The 18,668-nt window shown below is 37.1% G+C and carries 25 protein-coding genes; 8 read left to right on the top strand and 17 right to left on the bottom strand.

Translation table 11 applies throughout. The features are described from left to right. Window positions 1–131 precede the first annotated feature (131 nt). Both ACM66U_RS05935 and ACM66U_RS05930 read left to right on the top strand, forming a co-directional pair. Window positions 132–743 (top strand): DUF6166 domain-containing protein, encoded by a 612-nt coding sequence (locus ACM66U_RS05935; RefSeq protein ID WP_418641392.1) that lies wholly within the window; start codon window positions 132–134, stop codon window positions 741–743. 11 nt (window positions 744–754) lie between these two features. Next, entirely contained in the window at window positions 755–946 is a 192-nt protein-coding gene (locus ACM66U_RS05930) for a hypothetical protein (protein ID WP_151900358.1), read from the top strand. A 1-nt stretch (window position 947) separates the two neighbouring features. Here ACM66U_RS05930 and ACM66U_RS05925 read toward each other — a convergent pair whose 3' ends face one another. Beyond that, window positions 948–1,451, bottom strand: coding sequence for an ankyrin repeat domain-containing protein (locus ACM66U_RS05925; RefSeq protein WP_151900359.1), 504 nt, complete (start codon window positions 1,449–1,451; stop codon window positions 948–950). A 97-nt stretch (window positions 1,452–1,548) separates the two neighbouring features. On the opposite strand from ACM66U_RS05925, the gene ACM66U_RS05920 reads away from it, so the two are divergent. The 3 genes from ACM66U_RS05920 to ACM66U_RS05910 all read left to right on the top strand — a co-directional run bounded on the left by ACM66U_RS05920 (window position 1,549) and on the right by ACM66U_RS05910 (window position 3,896). Continuing rightward, entirely contained in the window at window positions 1,549–2,748 is a 1,200-nt protein-coding gene (locus ACM66U_RS05920) for a tetrahydrodipicolinate N-succinyltransferase N-terminal domain-containing protein (RefSeq protein ID WP_418641391.1), read from the top strand. A gap of 120 nt (window positions 2,749–2,868) precedes the next feature. After that, the gene (locus ACM66U_RS05915; RefSeq protein ID WP_418641390.1) at window positions 2,869–3,552 is read left to right on the top strand and encodes a hypothetical protein; all 684 of its coding nucleotides are present in this window, start codon (window positions 2,869–2,871) and stop codon (window positions 3,550–3,552) included. Between the two features lie 38 nt (window positions 3,553–3,590). After that, window positions 3,591–3,896 (top strand): hypothetical protein, encoded by a 306-nt coding sequence (locus ACM66U_RS05910; protein WP_418641389.1) that lies wholly within the window; start codon window positions 3,591–3,593, stop codon window positions 3,894–3,896. Here ACM66U_RS05910 and ACM66U_RS05905 read toward each other — a convergent pair whose 3' ends face one another. The 11 genes from ACM66U_RS05905 to ACM66U_RS05855 form a co-directional block, all read right to left on the bottom strand. Beyond that, window positions 3,897–5,219 (bottom strand): SH3 domain-containing protein, encoded by a 1,323-nt coding sequence (locus ACM66U_RS05905; protein ID WP_418641388.1) that lies wholly within the window; start codon window positions 5,217–5,219, stop codon window positions 3,897–3,899. A 9-nt stretch (window positions 5,220–5,228) separates the two neighbouring features. Continuing rightward, window positions 5,229–5,888, bottom strand: coding sequence for a LexA family transcriptional regulator (locus ACM66U_RS05900; protein ID WP_151900364.1), 660 nt, complete (start codon window positions 5,886–5,888; stop codon window positions 5,229–5,231). A gap of 221 nt (window positions 5,889–6,109) precedes the next feature. Then, on the bottom strand, window positions 6,110–6,232 hold the full coding sequence (locus ACM66U_RS05895; protein ID WP_269138909.1) for a hypothetical protein: 123 nt from the start codon (window positions 6,230–6,232) through the stop codon (window positions 6,110–6,112). 3 nt (window positions 6,233–6,235) lie between these two features. Further along, on the bottom strand, window positions 6,236–6,706 hold the full coding sequence (locus tag ACM66U_RS05890; protein ID WP_418641387.1) for a tRNA (cytidine(34)-2'-O)-methyltransferase: 471 nt from the start codon (window positions 6,704–6,706) through the stop codon (window positions 6,236–6,238). After that, window positions 6,706–7,542 carry a formyltetrahydrofolate deformylase gene (purU, locus tag ACM66U_RS05885; RefSeq protein WP_151900366.1) on the bottom strand — a complete coding sequence of 279 codons (837 nt, stop codon included), beginning with the start codon at window positions 7,540–7,542 and terminating at the stop codon, window positions 6,706–6,708. The genes ACM66U_RS05890 and purU overlap by 1 nt, the downstream gene beginning before the upstream one ends. Beyond that, a complete protein-coding gene (locus tag ACM66U_RS05880; RefSeq protein WP_346388735.1) occupies window positions 7,543–7,869 on the bottom strand; it encodes a CiaD-like domain-containing protein in 327 nt (108 codons plus the stop codon). Continuing rightward, a complete protein-coding gene (locus ACM66U_RS05875) occupies window positions 7,860–8,108 on the bottom strand; it encodes a tetratricopeptide repeat protein (protein ID WP_151900368.1) in 249 nt (82 codons plus the stop codon). The genes ACM66U_RS05880 and ACM66U_RS05875 overlap by 10 nt, the downstream gene beginning before the upstream one ends. Window positions 8,109–8,119: 11 nt before the next feature. After that, window positions 8,120–9,187 carry a 3-isopropylmalate dehydrogenase gene (gene leuB / locus ACM66U_RS05870; protein WP_151900369.1) on the bottom strand — a complete coding sequence of 356 codons (1,068 nt, stop codon included), beginning with the start codon at window positions 9,185–9,187 and terminating at the stop codon, window positions 8,120–8,122. Beyond that, window positions 9,188–9,694, bottom strand: a complete 507-nt coding sequence (locus tag ACM66U_RS05865; protein WP_151900370.1) for a 3-isopropylmalate dehydratase small subunit — start codon at window positions 9,692–9,694, stop codon at window positions 9,188–9,190. A gap of 131 nt (window positions 9,695–9,825) precedes the next feature. Continuing rightward, window positions 9,826–10,614 carry a flagellar basal-body rod protein FlgG gene (flgG, locus tag ACM66U_RS05860; RefSeq protein WP_151900371.1) on the bottom strand — a complete coding sequence of 263 codons (789 nt, stop codon included), beginning with the start codon at window positions 10,612–10,614 and terminating at the stop codon, window positions 9,826–9,828. Between the two features lie 149 nt (window positions 10,615–10,763). Then, the gene (locus ACM66U_RS05855; RefSeq protein WP_418641386.1) at window positions 10,764–11,585 is read right to left on the bottom strand and encodes a flagellar hook-basal body protein; all 822 of its coding nucleotides are present in this window, start codon (window positions 11,583–11,585) and stop codon (window positions 10,764–10,766) included. A 139-nt stretch (window positions 11,586–11,724) separates the two neighbouring features. Here ACM66U_RS05855 and rpoD point away from each other — a divergent pair, with 139 nt between their 5' ends. Continuing rightward, a complete protein-coding gene (gene rpoD, locus ACM66U_RS05850) occupies window positions 11,725–13,566 on the top strand; it encodes an RNA polymerase sigma factor RpoD (protein WP_151900373.1) in 1,842 nt (613 codons plus the stop codon). Continuing rightward, window positions 13,566–14,261, top strand: a complete 696-nt coding sequence (locus tag ACM66U_RS05845; protein WP_346388733.1) for a hypothetical protein — start codon at window positions 13,566–13,568, stop codon at window positions 14,259–14,261. Before rpoD ends, ACM66U_RS05845 begins: the two co-directional genes overlap by 1 nt. Window positions 14,262–14,270: 9 nt before the next feature. Here ACM66U_RS05845 and ACM66U_RS05840 read toward each other — a convergent pair whose 3' ends face one another. From ACM66U_RS05840 to hemL, 3 genes are read right to left on the bottom strand one after another with little or no spacing between them, the layout of a single operon-like run. Continuing rightward, window positions 14,271–14,777: a hypothetical protein gene (locus ACM66U_RS05840; protein ID WP_418641385.1), complete on the bottom strand. Its 507-nt coding sequence runs from the start codon at window positions 14,775–14,777 to the stop codon at window positions 14,271–14,273. Continuing rightward, a complete protein-coding gene (locus tag ACM66U_RS05835; protein ID WP_346388732.1) occupies window positions 14,761–15,120 on the bottom strand; it encodes an AtpZ/AtpI family protein in 360 nt (119 codons plus the stop codon). Before ACM66U_RS05835 ends, ACM66U_RS05840 begins: the two co-directional genes overlap by 17 nt. Further along, a complete protein-coding gene (gene hemL / locus ACM66U_RS05830) occupies window positions 15,113–16,405 on the bottom strand; it encodes a glutamate-1-semialdehyde 2,1-aminomutase (protein ID WP_418641384.1) in 1,293 nt (430 codons plus the stop codon). Before hemL ends, ACM66U_RS05835 begins: the two co-directional genes overlap by 8 nt. A 112-nt stretch (window positions 16,406–16,517) precedes the next feature. On the opposite strand from hemL, the gene ACM66U_RS05825 reads away from it, so the two are divergent. Next, the gene (locus ACM66U_RS05825; protein WP_346388730.1) at window positions 16,518–17,402 is read left to right on the top strand and encodes a hypothetical protein; all 885 of its coding nucleotides are present in this window, start codon (window positions 16,518–16,520) and stop codon (window positions 17,400–17,402) included. Here the strand turns inward: ACM66U_RS05825 and ACM66U_RS05820 are convergent. Both ACM66U_RS05820 and ACM66U_RS05815 read right to left on the bottom strand, forming a co-directional pair. Beyond that, the gene (locus ACM66U_RS05820; protein ID WP_418641383.1) at window positions 17,399–18,325 is read right to left on the bottom strand and encodes an HpcH/HpaI aldolase/citrate lyase family protein; all 927 of its coding nucleotides are present in this window, start codon (window positions 18,323–18,325) and stop codon (window positions 17,399–17,401) included. The genes ACM66U_RS05825 and ACM66U_RS05820 overlap by 4 nt on opposite strands. Then, a complete protein-coding gene (locus ACM66U_RS05815) occupies window positions 18,315–18,662 on the bottom strand; it encodes a cytochrome c (RefSeq protein ID WP_346388728.1) in 348 nt (115 codons plus the stop codon). The genes ACM66U_RS05820 and ACM66U_RS05815 overlap by 11 nt, the downstream gene beginning before the upstream one ends. Window positions 18,663–18,668: the final 6 nt, after the last annotated feature.

The raw sequence follows: 18,668 nt of genomic DNA, 5'->3' as shown, positions 1-18,668 counted from the left end.
TAGTTTGATTATTGGTACTTTTATTGCTTTTATCTCTTATATATGTTGTTTATCTTAACACCTCATAAAAATGAGTTTAAAGAAAAAGAGGAACAGCATTGCATTTTTAACATATAAGAGAAAATAAAACTATGGCATTAATAATGAACAACCATGTCTTCAAAGGGCATAAGACTTTACTGGGCAATAAATTTGTAACATATAAAGAACTGAACCTCCCGAGTCGTACCGATATATACCAATACGCCAAGAACGGTTTTGACTGGGGAAACACCTCAAAAGGTGCCTTGCAGCTTGCTTTTGCAATACTCTACCAACTCAGCAATAAAGAAACAGCACAGATGTATGCAAAAGAGTTTTGTGAAGATGTTGTCAAACAGCTTAATTCCCGCGACTGGGTTTTAGAAGCTTCAAATGTTCTTGCCTGGATGGATACGAATTGTACTACAGTTACTGAGATACAGCAAAAAAGACCAAAACCAAAAAGATTAAAACCTGCAAACAGAAAAATCAAAAAAGACAAATCAAATGTTGTCAAAGATATTTGCAAAGAGCTTCAAATCACACAAAAACAACTCGCCGAAGTCCTTGAAGTACCCGAAGGCACCGTCAGCAGCTGGGCTGTTAAAAATGAAATTCCCAGACTCGGCAAAAAAGCCATAGAATTTTATATACAAAATACAAAAAACCAAAAAATCGTTGACAGCTACAGAAGTTTTATAGAACTTCTGCAAGCATCATAACAAGGATACCCTTGAAACCAAAAGACGAAGTGACAAGAAGTTTGTTAATTGACAAAAACACATGGGATGAAGCGATGAAATACTCACGCAGTCGCTACAAAATGAGCCTGAGCAAAGTTGTTGAATCTTTGCTTCAGGAATGGCTTGCCAAAGAGAAAAGGAAACCTCTCGACAACACAAAACAAAAGAAGTTTTTTGAATAAACTACCTTGCATATCCGGTATTTTTAGGCGCAGTTTCATCATAGTCAAAAAGTTCGAGTATGCTCTTTTTATTCATTTTTCTGGCAAAATCTACGGCACTGAAACCTTTTAAGTCCCGTACATTTTTGTCAGCACCATGTTTTAAAAGAAGTTTGGCAATTTCAACTCTTCCGTAACATGCTGCACCCATCAATGCGGTAAAACCGCTTTTTCTTGTCGTTTCATTTACTTTTTTACCCTGCTCTATCAGATGTTTGACTATTTCAATTTTATCATAGGTAATTGCCATATCAAAAATACTGACACCTTCATCATCGCAGTCAAAAATGTCTGCCCCGTTGTTTATGAGCAGCATTATTGTCTCATCTGAGCACTGTGCACGTAATGCACAGGCAAGTACAGACTCTCCCGCCTCATTCTTTTGGGAAAGTTTCCCGCCATTTTTTATATGTTTTTTTATACCAAGATAATCATCGTTTTTTAGTAGTTCAAGCCAAGTGTTCAAAATATTCTCTTTTTATTTTATTATTTAAATTATATACTAAACTTCGTTAGTAGTTTTTAAGTATAATTGCAAATCAAATTAATTAAGTGAGAATTCAATGGACGTTATTCAAACAGCAGATGCATTTAAAGCATTGGTAAACAATATTAAAACAAACACAACCGGATACAAAGATCCTTTGGCTTTTGGTATAGCACGAGTAGACTTGGGACAGTTAAATGTCGACAAGTCTCTTCAGGCGACCTACCCGGTAATCAACTGGGATGAAAATTTTGGCAGTGCCGCGATTTTCATCCAGGCACTTGCAGATCAGGGAATTACAGTAGATTTTACACAAAATGAAGTCGTATGTGACATAAATTTACAGTTTTTAAAAGATTGTCTCAATGCTTTTACCCCTTATTCTGACGAAGCACACGGTGATGCACACAAAAACATTCAAGTAGTTTCAGCACTCTATTCTCAAATAGTAAACAACGGAAGTCTTGAAGGCGAATTCAAAGTATGCTTTATATTTGAAGATGCGCCTTGCGAAAGTGTAGAAGCAACCTATCTAAAACTGTATGCAATTTCTCTTGCAAAAGTAGGACTTCGCGAAATCAATCTTAACGGTGCCTTCGGTGCATTGCCGAATGTTGCATGGTCTAACGGACAACCGATAGAACTTGATTATTTACGAGAGTTTGAAATTGAACTCAAACTTGCAAATGAGTATCCGCATATTGATTTTGTAGACAAATTTCCAAGATTTTTACAGCACATTATTCCTGCAGACAATACACGTATACTTGACACTTCCAAAGTACGTTTCGGTGCACAGCTTGCAGCCGGAACAACTGTAATGCCGGGGGCTTCATACATCAACTTTAATGCTGGAACAACCGGTGTAAGCATGGTGGAAGGTCGTATTTCTTCTTCTGCGATTGTTGGTGACGGTTCTGATGTCGGAGGCGGTGCTTCAATTCTTGGTGTTCTTTCAGGGACAGATGGAAATCCGATCAGTATCGGCAAAAACTGTCTTTTGGGAGCCAACTCTGTTTGTGGTATTCCTTTGGGGGATGGCTGTATTATAGATGCCGGTCTGGCAATTCTTGAAGGAACAAAAGTAGGTATTTACCCAACTGAACTTGAAAAAATCAGAGAAGTAAACAAAGGCATAGCTATTGAAGGGGAAATTTTCAAAGCAAAACAACTCTCTTTTTTCAATGGACTTCACTTCAGACAAAACTCTTTAACCGGAGAAATCACTGCATCACGATCTACTCGAGAAATTAAACTCAACGCTGACCTGCACTAGGTTTAGACTAAATATTGAAGAACTGTTCTTCAATATTTATTATATTTGGGCACTTAGCTGCTAACACTCTGTTAACAGAATTTTTTTACAATACTAATAATATCAACAAAAGGAAACATCATGAAAAAAACTATTATCAGCCTGTCACTTATCACTACTGTCCTGCTTTTTGGAAATGACAATATCAATACGACACAGTTTTTAAACAGCGCGATTGAAGATGCGTATGACATACATGACACATTTAAGAACAAAACAGATACTCTGCTAAAAAGTGATGAAGCTTTACAGGCTTATGCCAAAGAAGTTGTAAATTTTGAATCAAAACTTGAAACATTTCTAAACAACAGCACAAAAGAATTTCAATCAACAAAAGATGCACTCAATGCCTTGGATGATGTAGAACAGTTAAGTACACAAATAACAGTATTGGCAAAAACAACAGCTTATCTTGCAGCACATCAGGCTGACAATACAAATGAGAGCTACAATAATACTATACAGACAATGTCAAAAACAATACTCAGACTTTCCGATGATATTGGCACTATGGCAGATAGAATTGGTGAAATGGCAGACAAAATTGGTGTAATGGCAGACAGAATTGTACAAACACAAGAAATTCAATCCAAAAACTACACTGCAACCCTGCAGTTATCTCAATATGCTATGAATCTGGCTTCCAACCAAGGCGAAGCTTCCCGTAATATGTCAACAAACAACTTAACAACTTCTATGTCAAATAGTATGCAGAGTCAAAATATGAATCAAAACAATCCCCAGGGCAGTATTCCTATGCGCTAAAACTTTATGCTATAATTAGAACATATGAGGAGGCGTTTATGAGTATTTCAAATAATATTGGATCCATTCAGGCAAATACAAATGTCCTGAATGTCACTGCAAATAATATTGCAAATGTCAATACAGAAGGATTTGTCCCAAAAGATGCAAAAATATCCACTCAGTCTAATTCTTTACATGTAAACATAAGAGAAGCAGACAACAACGGTTCAAAAAAGAGTCAAACGGATTTGGCAAAAGAGATTCCTGATGAAATTATTGCCCAAGAGAGTGTAGCAGTGAATGTCAATGTCATTAAAACCCAAAATGAGATGATGGGAACACTTTTGGATATAAAAACATAATTAACGGGTCACAATATTCATACTTTTGAGATTTTTTAAAAAAGAGGCACTCTCATCAAAATCAGACAAGTTGCTTCCCATTTGAAGAGTGCTAAAAACTGTTTTACCAATGATATATCTTCCCTCAACGCCATGCCTTAGTGTTTTTATGCCCCAGAGATTTTGAAAAACAACTATCTTGTTGTTTTTCGTTCCAACATACAAAGCTATATGCCCTTTTCTGTACAACAGAGTTTCAAAAGGGACTCCGTATCGTTGAATCATTTTTATTTTTTTCTCATCAGAGATATTTTCTAAAGATATGACTTTGCCTACTCTGCTTTGCTGATAAGAATTTCTTGGCAACCAGATACCAAACGGTGCAAAAAAATCTCTTAGCGTAGAAGAACAATCTCTCTGATTGTATATGCCACCCCATCCGTAGTTTACATGTAAGAGTTCGCCCATTACAAGATTGATGTTTTTTGCATTAAATTTCAGTATTCCCTTATGTCCGATTTTCCTATTGACTGAAGTGTTTACACAATAGGGTTCTTTCAACATGTATTCTGCTATAGTTAAAATGTGAAACTCTTTTTGATTTTGGCTGATGATTGGAAACATTGTTCCCAGAGTGGATTTAAATAAAAAATCTTTTTTGGGTGTATACAAAGGAACATTGTCCTGTAAAACAAATACCTGTTGTGCCTTTTGCCACATTTCTGCACATTTCCTGTCCATATAGACAATGTCTCGTGCGTGTACCCATCCGTAAGCAAAGCTGGACTTGACAAATACCCACTCTCTGTCTTTTGAATAGTGTGAAACAAAAAGCGGCTTATTCGCGGCAACGGTAGAGTTTTGCATGTAGTCAAAAGGAAAGCCCTCGCCTGCTTTATTCGGGTCTCTCAAAACCGGCCTGGTGGTAGGAAAAGCTCTGATACTCACCTTTCTCAGGGTAATTGCCTGTTTGTTTACACTGGAATAGGCTTCAAAATTAGAATTATTTTTTATTTGTTTAAAAAAACTATCATCAAGTGGCTGTAAATTTTCCCCATAACTGTTTGTTGCATCAAATAATTTATATGCCCACATCGCATTTTCTAACGGAATATCCATGCTGTCAATATTCCACGGCTGAAAATACATTGTGGCAAATTTTTCTAATGACGAAATATAGCCCTTGTTTATGGCATGTGCATACTCTGAAACATCTTGGGAAATTCCGCTCAAACCTTTGATATATTCTGCTTTTGGCAACTTCTTATGAGAAGCAGTCTGTGAGGTTGTCTGCGAACATCCACTTATCAGGACAAGCGCTAAAGAGAGATACAGATACTTCAAAAAAATCCTTTAATCTACATCACCAAATCGGCTGACAACCCTGCCAACAACTTCAACCTGATTTGCATCAAGTGTTTGTGTACTATAGACAGAATTGTCAGAGATTATATCAAGTTTTCCGTCAATTCTCTTTTGTACACGTTTTATAAAAAGTCCTGCTTCGGTTCTTATGGTAAAAATACCGCCGCGATTGATATCTGTCTTGCTTCTGTTAATAAATACAATATCATTATAACTAAAAGTAGGCTCCATTGAGTCACCCGAAACATTAATAGCTTCTATATTTTGCAGCTCTTTTTCTCCACCGAGCATAAATACAAACTGCTCAGGAATTTCAAGCTCTTCTATCTCTTCAGACTCTATGTCACTTCCTCCTCCTGCACTGGCATTGATGTCGGAAAAGTATTTGACCATATAGAATTTATTTGTTGCTTCAACCAAACTTTCAGGAGACTGTCCATACAAAAGCCAGTTTATAGAGATACTTCTTTTGGCACAAAAATCCAGTAATTCGTTAAATGGAATTTTGTTACGTCTTTTCATTGTTGCAAAATTCATCTGCGAAATACCCAATACCGCAGCAACATCTTTGTCAAAAACTTTTTTCGGAGCAACTTCATCAGAGATAATGCTTTTAATCTCTTCTACTATATCCAAGAAACTATTCATTTTGAACCCTTTTTATATTAATTTGCAACAGTATAGTCTAAAAATCAAAGAATGTCAAAAAATATTTGGCAATTTGAAATATTTTTTATATTTTTTTTGAATTGTTGTACTATTAGTACATATTTATATAAAGGATGAAAAATGTCATTACTTATAAAAAATGCAGAGAGTTTGTTTGAAAAGTTTGAAAATCATTTAGAAAAATGGGCAGAAAAATTATTTTAGGATTTGAGATCTTTGTCTTTTTCACGTTCTTGCGATTTTGTTTTGTGATAGCCGGCAAATATAAAAACCATAAATAAGACAAACAAGAGTGTCATAACCGTATCAACCAAACTGTTCATTGCTTACTCCTCGGTAAAGGTAGAATAATTTTGACGGATTGCATCATAAAGAATTATTCCCGTGCTGATAGCAAGATTAAGACTGCGCCCGTCTTTTGTCATAGGAATAGTTATATTTTGTGATTTATATTTGTTTAACAGATCTTCCGGTATTCCTTTTGTCTCACTGCCAAAAAAGATATAATCACCTTCTTTGAATTTGGCATCAAAATAGGGTTTGTCCGTTTTTGTTGTAGCAAAATAGGCATTATCAGTTATATCGTTACATGTAAAGAACTCATCAATACTTTCCCACACTTTCAAATCAAGCTTATTCCAATAATCAAGACCTGCCCGACGAACAGCTTTTTCATCTATATCAAAACCTATAGGTTTAATTAAGTGCAGCGAAGCCCCTGCATTGACACAGAGTCTGCCTATCGCTCCGGTATTGTTTGGTATTTGCGGATGTACCAATACTATGTTGAATGCCATTAAAAAATTACCGTTCTGTTAGCATAGGTAAAAATTCTGTCTTCGAGAGCCAGTTTCAATGCTTTGGAAAGAACTACTTTTTCAACATCTCTGCCGGCACGCTGCATATCTTTCCAGCTGTAGGCATGTGTTACATGGATTGTCTCTTGTGCGACAATAGGCCCTTCGTCAAGATTGTTGTTTACAAAGTGTGCTGTTGCTCCAATGATTTTCACCCCTCTGTCGTAGGCTTGTTTATAAGGATTTGCACCTATGAATGCCGGTAAAAACGAATGGTGTATATTTATGATTTTATTTTCAAATGTTTCAACAAATCTTGGTGTCAGGATTCGCATATATTTTGCCAGAACTATAAAATCAACTTCTTTGTAACTTTGAATAGCCTCAATAATTTTACTTTCATGTTCCTGACGCTCCAATCCCTGATGAGAAATCGTGATATAAGGAATATCAAACTTTTTTACAAATGATTCCAAATTATCATAATTGGAAATAACCGCTACAATATTTGCCTCAAGTTCACCCGCTTCATGACGGATCAGAATATCGCCAAGTGCATGAATCTCTTTTGTTGCCATTATTATGATGTTTTTTTTCTCAGGTTTTACGATTTTTATGCCGGAGTGTTCAGGTAATACTTCGTGTAAAGCTTTAAACAGTTCTGTATTATCAACATTCCCGTCAACAACACTACGCATAAAAAACTTGTTGCTCTCTCTGTCAACAAACTCACTGTTGGAGAGAATATTCAGATCATAACTGTAAAATATACTTGAAACTTTATGTACAAGTCCTTTTTCATCATTTGCATCTATTAAAACTCTATATTGACTCATCTACAGATTTCCTTTTTCCAGCTTTTCAACACGGGCGTCTATTGTTGCCAAAGTATATTCTAAAAAGTTAAGTGTCATGTCTACTTTGGCTTCAATATTTGCATTATTTGGCGCTTGAAAACCTTCAAAAAGGACCAAAAGCCTCTCTCTTATGGAGTTCAAATAAATCAATTCACTTTCCATGGATGTATGCGCATCATCTTTTTGCTGCGGGCGTTCTTCGGTTTCCTCAGCAAAAGTTTCCTGTTGCACTTCTTTTACACTCTCTTGCGGCAGTTCATCTTCCATTTCAGCCAGTGTTGACAATATGACATCTTTTAGTTCCATGCTTTTAATAACCACCTTTCAAACTCTTTGAACTCAACTTCGGAATCCATCTTTAAAAAATACTCTTTCATTTGAACATTTACATGTAAAAACTTTTTTCTCATACCGGAGAGTCTTCGTATAGCAATTTTGGCATCACTGTTATTTGGGTCTTTTTTTAAGACTTCCTTATAAATTTCCAATGCCTCTTCTTTTAAACCTTGCAGTTCATAAATATTTGCCAAAGTCAGAGTCTGCATATGAAATCAGCCTACTTTTCTATGTAGTTTGCAATAATTGAGCCCATTTCACTTGTTGAGCAGACTTCTTTTGCATCAAACTGAGCCAAGTCACCTGTTCTGTAGCCTTCGCTTAATGTTTTTTTGATGGCATTGTCAATTTTGTTGGCAGCCTCTTCTTCATTAAGTGCATATCGAAGCATCATTGATGCAGAAGAAATAGTTGCTATAGGATTTGCAATCCCCTGTCCTGCAATATCAGGGGCTGAACCGTGAATAGGTTCATATACACCGATTTTAGCACCGATGGAAGCGGATGGCAGCAGTCCTATGGAACCCGAGAGCATACTTGCCTCATCACTTAATATGTCGCCAAATATATTTCCTGTAAGCATTACATCAAACTGCTTTGGATCACGGATAAGCTGCATTGCGGCATTGTCCACATACATATGGGAAAGTTCTACTTCCGGATACTCTTTTGCTACTTCTTCGACCGTCTCTCTCCATAACTGGGAAACATCCAAAACATTTGCTTTGTCGATGGAACATACACGTTTGCTGCGAGTCATTGCAATTTTAAATGCCTGATGGGCAATACGCACGATTTCATCGCGTGTATACACCATAGTGTTCCAGCCTTTGGTTGCATCGCGTCCTTTTGGCTCACCAAAATAAATACCGCCGATAAGTTCGCGAACCACCATTAAGTCAACACCGCGGACGACTTCCGGCTTTAATGAAGAAGCATTTACGAGTTCATCATATACAACTGCCGGACGCAAATTGGCATACACACCAAGCTCTTTTCTAAAACGCAAAAGACCGCTTTCAGGACGCTTTTCACGTGGAAGAGTGTCCCATTTTTCACCGCCGATAGCACCAAAAAGAACAGCATCGGAATTCAATGCTCCGGAAATTGTCTCTTGAGGAAGCGGATCACCTGTAATGTCATACGCACATCCGCCCATTAATAAATCTTCATATTTCAGAATAAACCCGCTGTATGATGCAACTGCATCCAAAACTTTTACAGCCTCGTCAATAATTTCAGGACCAATTCCATCACCTTTTATCAGTGCTATTTTGTATGATTTCATCTATTTTTTTCCTTCTACTTCATTTTTTGCAAAGTTCATTAAACCGCCTGCATCTATCAGCTCCTGCATAAAAGCAGGGATCGGAGTAAATTTATATGTTTTATCTGTACTTTGGTTTGTGATTGTGCCTGCATTCATATCAATACTGATTGCATCACCCTCCTGAATCTCATCTGCTTCTTTAAGTTCAAATATAGGCAGCCCCATATTAAATGCATTTCTGTAAAAGATTCTGGCAAATGTAGGTGCAATGATGGCAGCAACACCGGCAGCTTTTAATGCAATCGGTGCATGTTCACGAGAACTTCCGCATCCAAAATTTTCGCCTGCGACGATAACATCCCCGGGAGACATTTTATTTACAAATTCAGGATCAGCATCTTCCATTACATGTTTTGCCAGTTCTTCTGGTACTGAAGTATTTAAATATCTTGCAGCAATAATCAAATCGGTATCTATATCTTTTCCAAATTTCCAAACTTTTCCATTTATGTTTGCTTTTTGCATCTAAAATCCTATTGTTTTTACTAAATAATTTTGCGATTATATCTAAAATGTTATATGAAGTTAATTAAAAAATAATTTTACAAAAGAACTGCATTAATATTAACAAATATCAATGCAGTTGCACAGCTATGTTATCGCTTGAGATTGTTTGTAGTTTGAAGCATTTCGTCACTGGTGGTAATGATTTTTGAATTTGCATCATAGGCACGTTGACCGGTAATCAAATCTGTCAGTTCAACTACCAGTTCAACATTACTGAGTTCCACAAACCCCTGTCTCAGTGTCCCGAGCCCATCAATACCGGGAATCCCTTCAACCGGTTGTCCCGAACTGTCTGTTTCAAGATAGAGATTGTCACCCATGGCATGCAAACCGGCCGGATTTATAAAATTTGTTGTTTGAATCTGTCCTATCTGTGTTGCCTGCGTCTGTCCGGGCTGAATCACTGTCACTGTTCCGTCGGTACCGATATTGATATTTGTCGCATCAGGCGGAATTACAATCTGTGGTACCAGTGTGTATCCGTCACTGTTGACAATCGTTCCGTTTTGATCTATTTTGAAAGAACCGTTTTTAGAGTAAACCTGTGTCCCGTCAGGCAGTTCCATTTTAAAAAAACCTCTGCCCGTAATAGCCAGATCCAGATTGTTATCTGTCTGCTTTAAAGATCCTTCGGAGAATATTTTATTTATTGCCGTCGGACGGACACCTAAACCAACCTCAATTCCGGTAGGACTTTTGGTTGTATCACTGGTTGATGTTCCTGCATATTCCATCACATGATACATCAAGTCAGCAAATTCTGCACGGGATTTCTTAAACCCAATAGTGTTCACATTGGCAATATTATTGGCCGTCGTATCAATTTGTGTCTGCATCCCCAACATTCCTGTTGAAGCTGTATAGAGTGATTGCATCATTTTGTTCTATCCTTAATTTTATTTCATAAAATGAAGGGAACCGTTTGTCCCTTTCAGTACGCCAAAAGAAGTAATTCTTTTAGCTGCGTTAACACTGGGTTTCCTTCGGCAGGAAGCCCACGCAACTGGTTGCTCTTAAAAAAGTCATGTTATGCTTTTTTCGCAAGTTTTTCTATTGCGTCTCTGTTCATGTCATTCATTTGAGCGTCCATTACCTTTTGGTACATTCCTACGAGTCTGTTTGTTTCTATGAGCTGTGTCATCATTTTTACTGCATTTACATTGCTTTTTTCCACAAAACCCTGTCTGACTGCACCACTTTGTTCAATACTTGTTAAAGAGTCTGTATTTGGAAGTTTATAAAGATTGTCTCCCTCTTTGATAAGATCTTTGATATTTTCAGGCTGGGCAATAAATAATTTTTTATTTTCCACCAGAGAGAGACTGTTTGGAACATTGGTAAAAATCTGCCCATTTTTATCTACTTCTATAACACTGTCCATTGTCGCAAAACTGATTCCCTCTTTTGACTTCTGATAATCACTTGGAAGTACCTCATACCCCTGTTTGGTAATGAGCTTTCCTTCATCATTCAGGGTAAAAGCACCGTCACGGGTAAGGCGTATGCCCTCGGGGGTTTTTACTGCAAAAAACAATCCCTCTCGAGAAAGTGCAAAATCCAAAGAATTTGAACTTTTTTGCATATTTCCAACAGAATAGTCAGTATAAGAGTCTACTATCTGCGGTGCCCGTGTCATTGTTCTGTTGAGAAATGCCGCACCCTCTTTGGAATTGTCACTATTTGGAAGCTCATCTCTGGCCTCTTTATACAGCCGCATAAAATCACCGACAATAAGCTGATCTTCTTTAAAACCGTTTGTATTCACATTTGCCAAATTATTTGCAATGGTATCAAGTCTGTTAAACTGCGTTACCATCCCGGCAGCAGAACTGTAATAGCCTGTTTGCATTTATTGCCCCTGTATTGATTTACATGTAATAAGCAATGTCCGTTCCAACAAAATTTTATTCAAAAAAAAGCATCTGTTAAGAATATTTCGGTATAATCCACCTTTTAAAAACCTTAACTCAATTGGAGCACCCTCCCATATGACAGCAAAAGAACTCAACAAAGCTTTAGAGACCTTTTTTGAAGAGCACAAGTCCAAAGATTGTGTCACTTATGAATCTTTAATCGAATTTTTTGACAAACAGCCTACAGCTGCCCAGGCAAAAAATATTTATAAACTTCTCCAAAAACACAAAAAATGTATTTATACATCCAGCGAACATGCTAAAAAACTAAATGACCAGGAAGCAGAAGCACGCAGAAGCGCCCAGCGAAAAATGCTCGAAGACAATGAGACAGACAAATTTGATATTTTAAAAGAGCATGAACTTCTTGAATGGTCCCGCTCAGATTCTCCTGTTCGTATGTATCTTCGGGAAATGGGACAAATTCCACTTCTGACAAAAGAAGAAGAGATTGAAATTTCTAAAAAAATAGAAGCCGGAGAAAGCATCATTATAGATGCCATATGTTCTGTTCCCTATTTGATAGATTTCATTCTAGACTACAAAGAACCTCTTATTAACCGTGAAAGACGCGTCAAAGAACTCTTTAAAAGTTTTGAAGACGAAAAAGATGACGGAGATGATGATACAGATGATGACTCTGCAGAAAAAACATTGTCTGTAAAAGACAAAAGCAGAGTTGAAAAAGTATCTACAAGTTTCAAAGCTTTGGAAAAAGCGAAAAAAGACTGGGTAAAAGCCACAGAAAAAGCACCTGAAAATCTTGACGGAGAACTTACAGAAGAAATTGTGCATTACTACTTGACTGTAACATATAAAAAATCTGTACTCAAAGAAAAACTTCTTGACCTCGGACCTACTTCAAAGCTTATAAATGAATTGGTAAAAGCAATGGAAACAACACTCAAAAGTGATGAAGGGTACGATAAAGAGTTGAAACGTTTAGAGTACAAACTGCCTCTTTTTAATGCCACATTAAAAGCAAATCATAAAATTTTAGTGGAAAAGATTCAGGATCTGACAAAAGAAGATATTGCCAATATGGTGCCTGAGGCGACAATGGTTTCAACCTATATGGAAATTAAAAAACTGGTACAGACAAAAGAGGCTTCAAAAAACAGCTTTGATATGGAACCGGAAAAACTTGCTGATATTTTAGAGCAGATCAAACGCGGTAAAAATATCTCGGAAATTTCCAAAACAAAAATGGCAAAATCAAACCTGCGTCTTGTAGTTTCCATTGCCAAGCGCTATACCAATCGCGGTTTGCCTTTCCTCGACCTTATCCAGGAAGGAAATATCGGTCTTATGAAAGCAGTTGACAAATTTGAATATCAAAAAGGATACAAATTTTCAACCTACGCAACATGGTGGATTCGTCAGGCTATTTCCCGTGCTATTGCCGATCAGGCCAGAACAATCCGTATCCCTATTCATATGATTGAAACGATTAACCGTATCAATAAAATTATGCGTAAACACCTGCAGGAAAATGGAAAAGAGCCGGATGTTGATACAATTGCACAGGAAGTCGGCTTATCAGTTGAAAAAGTCAAAAATGTCATCAAAATCACCAAAGAGCCTATCTCTCTTGAAGCTCCTATCGGCAGCGAGGATGACGGCCGTTTTGGAGACTTTATAGAAGATAAAACATCTCTTTCTCCTTCTGATGCAATTTTAAAAGATGACTTGAGAATTCAGATTGAACAGGTTCTTGAGCAGTTAAACGAAAGAGAAAAAGCCGTTATCAAACTCCGTTTCGGAATTATGGATGATGAGAGTGACAGAACACTCGAAGAGATTGGGAAAGAACTCAGTGTAACCCGTGAGCGTGTTCGTCAAATTGAATCAAGTGCCATCAAAAAACTCAAACATCCTAAAGTTGGACGAAAACTCAAAAACTATATCGAAGAATAATGATGAATATGACATTGGAACAAAAATGGATAGAAAACGATTATAATCCATTTATTTTATTCCGTTCTAATGGAAAAATAATTTCTCTCAATACAGAAGCTCAGTTTCTACTGGGATCTGTCCAGCCCAGTGAACTTTTTAATCTTGCCCAAACCTATGCCAACATAACCTTTGGCTTCAAAACAACCTTTTTGGAACTGGAATACGGCAGATATAAATTTTTTGCCATTACGGTCGGCTATGAAGACGAAGAGTGTATAGGTATCAAACTCTACCAGGCACCAACCTACAAAATAAATACAAAAAAACCTGACGGTGAACTCACAAATATATTTACGATTACGGATTTGTGCATTGCTTCAAATTCCATCAGTTCCGAAATAAATTTTATTAAAAACTATGACCCGACTATTCCTGATGTTGTTGTCAATGCCAACAATTTAATCAAATTATTAAATTTTATATACAAAGCATCTCAAAAAAGCAGAGTTATTGAAACAAAAATTTCCTATATTGTTGGAGAATATATCAAGTTTCATGATAAAAAATATGGTCTTTTTTCTATCTCCGTTATAGCGGACAACATTGACAGTGAAATGTTGCCAGACATCAAAATGCTCGCTGATAAATATGATTTTTATGTAGAAATTACTAAAAAATCAATATCCATACATCTTCCAATCATAACACACTGATCTTTGCCCTTAAGCTAAAACTTCTTTATAGACCAAAGCACCGGTTACAATTCCGATCAAAAGAGACGGAAGGTAATATGCCAACTCCAGTACTTCATTGTTCTTCAAAGCTATAAATCCTAATATAAGCAGTATATAGGGTATGATTCGTATAATGGAAACACTTCCTCTGAAGCCATGTTTTGCATTTTTCAGACTTAAAGTCTTTATTTTTGCTTTTTCTTCTTTGACAATCTGCTTTAAATCAAGCTCTTCTGCCGGAGTATTATTTATACTGTCGTCTTCGTAAAGTCCATGCGGATCATCTATTGTGTCAAGCAGATCTTTTTCGTCTTCATATTCTTTAGTATCAACCTTGTTCTGCACCATTTTTCTATAAGAAAAAGAGGAACCGAGTATAATCAAAAAAGCACTTAAGAATGCAATTTCGATATTGAGAAATATTTTTTGAGAATAAAAATATGTGATAAAAATCAGAATCTGTACCACAAAAAAAATACTAATAGTTTTTTTCACCGTAATCCTCATCCTCATCATCTTCAAGCTGTTTTTTTATCGCATATCTGTCTTCTTTTGCCAGTTTTTCAAATTCTTTGTATTGTTTTGAATATGCTTTGTAGATATTTAATATTGCTGCTGCAACTCCAATGAAAACACCTACCCAAAAAAGCCACTCGATACCTGTCCATCTTTTTAACAGCCAGCCAATACCGACACCCAACAGTACCGCCACAACCATGGAGATACCCAAAGAGAGACTGTCTGCTGCCTCTACAATAGGCTTTATTCTTGGTTTGCGTTGCCCCGGGGCATTCTCTCTGGCTTCGCTATTCACCTTGTCCTGCGTGTCATCAGACATTTGTTATTTCCTTAAATACTTCGGCACTCGCCTGTATTGTATTTTCTATCATTTCATCGGTAATTGCCGTGGAAATAAATCCTGTTTCATACAAAGAACAGGCAAAGTAGTGTCCGCGCTCAAGCATGCCGGTATGAAACTTTGCAAAAAGTTCTGCATCACTCTTTGCTGCATCACTAAAGTTTTTTACAGGTTTGTCATTAAAGAAAAAACCGAACATTGAACCTCTTGTATCTACCTGCATAGGTATATTGTACTTTGCAGCGGTCCTTTGCATCCCTTCAACCAGTCTTTTGGCTCTTTCATTTAAAACATCAATCACTCTTGCATTGTTTTTGAGTTTCATCAGAGCAGTATATCCTGCTGCCATTGCCACAGGATTGCCGCTTAAAGTTCCGGCCTGGTACACAGGACCTTCAGGTGAGAGCATTGCCATTATCTCTGCGCGCGCACCAAAGGCACCGACCGGCATACCGCCGCCTATCACCTTTCCGAGTGTTACTATGTCAGGTTTTACCCCTGTTATGGACTCGGCACCGTGAACACTTGCGCGAAATCCGCTCATCACTTCATCAAACAAAAGCAGAGTACCGTGTTCGTCACAAAGCTTTCTGAGTGCATGCAAAAACTCTTTGTCAGCCGGGACAAGTCCCATATTGCCTGCAATTGGTTCTATAATCACACAGGCAATATTGTCGGAGTCCGCAAAACATTTTTTGACACTCTCTATATTGTTGTATTCCGCCAAAAGGGTATGCTTTGTAAAATCAGCCGGAACACCGGGACTTGAAGGATTCCCAAAAGTCGCCGCACCGCTTCCCGCTTCGACCAAAAGAGCATCACTGTGTCCGTGATAGCATCCTGTAAACTTCACAATATCATCACGCCCTGTAAAGCCGCGTGCCAAACGAATAGCACTCATAACAGCTTCTGTTCCACTGCTTACAAAACGTACTTTGTCAATTGAGTCAAAAAAGCCGACAACAAGCTTTGCAAGTTCTGTCTCTGCCAATGTCGGTGCGCCAAAGCTCAAACCATGCTTTACGGCATCAATAACAGCAGCTTCTATAGCTTCATCACGATGTCCAAAAAGTAAAGGTCCCCAACTTTGGACATAATCAATATACTCATTCCCGTCTACATCTTTCAAGTAGGCGCCTTTGCCCTCAGTGATAAACAGAGGTGTTGTACCCACACTCTTAAATGCTCTTACCGGTGAATCAACCCCACCCGGGATTAAACGCTGTGCCTCTTCAAATGCTTTTTGTGATGCCTCTGTATTCATTTGCAACCTTGTATCTCTATTTTTTTATAATTATATCTAAGTATTGCTAAACGACAGCAACACTATTAATATTGATTTGATATAATCTCACAAATTAAATAATGGATTATTTTTGAACAGATCTTCTTTTGCCTTTTTCGTTGCTTTACTGATACATCTGCTTCTGTTTTTGCTTTTGTGGATAGTGTGGACTTTTACACCGGATACAGAAAAAAAAGCAGTTCCCAAAGAAAAAAGAATTAAAATATCTCTCAAAGAGATGCCAAAGAAGCATAAAAAATCAGGAATAACAAAACAAAAGCCCAAACCTTCGCCCATTGTTCCGCCAATGCCAAAAGGTTCCCAGCTTAAAAAAATAGTAAAACAAAAAACTGTAAAATATGAACCAAAGAAAACACCCAGAAAACCAAAATTAAACAAGCCGAAAAAAACAAAAAAAATCATCAAAAAAACAGTGAAACAGCCAAAGGTCAAACCTCTTCCGACAAAAAAATCCTATATTCCTTTAGAAAAAAAAGCCCAACCAAAAAAAATAAAAAAGCCAGAGGAAAAGCCAAAAAAACTCTCCTGGCTTTATGAAGACAAATCTGCCCAGGAAACAAAAAGTGTCAGGAAAAAAGCCACACACAACAACAGTAATATTTCTCAAAATATCAAAAAACTCTACGGCGATGAATTTGGCAAACTTACACCAGGACAACAGCAGTATATTTTAGATAATCAGGAGATTATGCGTAGAATTACCCAACAGGTCCTTAATCGTGTTGCAAGAGTCAATATCCCACGGGGTTTACATGTAAACAGAAGTAATGTAATAGAATTCTACCTGCATCCAAACGGAGATATGACAGGTTTTCGCTTTATTTCCAAGAGTGGCTACTATATTCTTGATGATACAACCAAAGAGACTATAGAGTATGCCTACAGCAGATACCCAAGACCAAAAGAGACAACGCTGATACGATACAATGTATTTTATAATCTAGCAGGATATTAAGCTTTTTGTGTGGCCAACAGTTTCAAGGCACCTTTATATATCGGCTCATCAATAAACCCATACTCTTCATCTACAAAACCGGTAATACCCTCATCACGATGCATCTCAAAAAGTTTCACAATGATTTTTGCCCTTTTTAGCTCTTCTTCTGTATCTACAAATATTTTATGTACAAGTTTCACCTGTCCCGGTGAGATACAGGCTTTTGCATCATATCCCATCTCTTTTTCAAGCAGTAACCATTGTTCAAAAGTTTTTAAATCTTCAAATTCCTGAAACACAAAGGAAACAGGTTTTACTTTCATAGCTCTGGCTGTAACTAAAAAATGTGCAAGCATATATTTCACAGTCGGATTCTGCAGATTAATCAAACTCTGTGAAAGCCCCATATCGGCAAACAAATCTAAAATTCCAAGATAAAACACCCCTACCCTTTTGTTTATTTTCAAAGAAGAAAGATTATGCCAGGCCTGGGCTGTTTCTATAGAAAGATGCAAGTCTATGTCATCATGCAAAAGAGCCAGTACATTTTTTACTTCTTCTTTGTTTTTAATTTTTGGTACACGGACAGCATCAGGCATAAACTGATTAAGATAGGCAATTTCATCATAACCACCCTTATCCAAAGCATTCACCCGAACAACCAGTTTCTTGTCACTCTTTTTAAGTTGAGAGAGAAAAACAGCTGCCAAAGCGAGAGCAAAAGGTTTGTCTTCTTTGCTTACACCATCTTCCAGATTTAACATAATGCACTCTGCTTCAAGACTTTCTATTTTAGAAAGATGTTTAATATTATGACAAGAAAGCATCAATACTGATTTAAAACTGTTTTTTTTGTTGATGTGGCGAAATGTTGGCACAGCCAAAGCATCAAGTGCAGCCAAGTCCCTGTTTTCGTACGCTTGTGTAATTTTACTTAACATCTTTTTTCTTTTTATCGTTTTTGTGCAGATACAGATACAATGCCTGAATTTCTTCTGTCGTTAAAAAATATCTCGGCATGCCTCTTTTCCTTTGGTTTAAAACTCTATAAAAACTATCGAACTCAATGTTGTTGATTCTTGGGCCGACAAAACTTTTTTTCTTTTTTTTATGCATATAGTCAGCTATGACTTTCCCTTCCCCGTTCTCTCCGTGACAATTTTGACAGCCTATGCCTCTTGGGTTTTTATAAAGTTGTGAAGCATATTCCATCGGTGTTATAAAAGTACTTGAAGCGTATACAAACAGGGGAATCATTAAAAAAAAGATATGTTTCATCATTAG

The sequence above is a fragment of the Sulfurimonas sp. ST-27 genome (assembly GCF_048081595.1).
Lineage (GTDB): Bacteria > Campylobacterota > Campylobacteria > Campylobacterales > Sulfurimonadaceae > Sulfurimonas > Sulfurimonas hydrogeniphila.
This window is presented reverse-complemented; position numbering and strand designations above follow the sequence as displayed.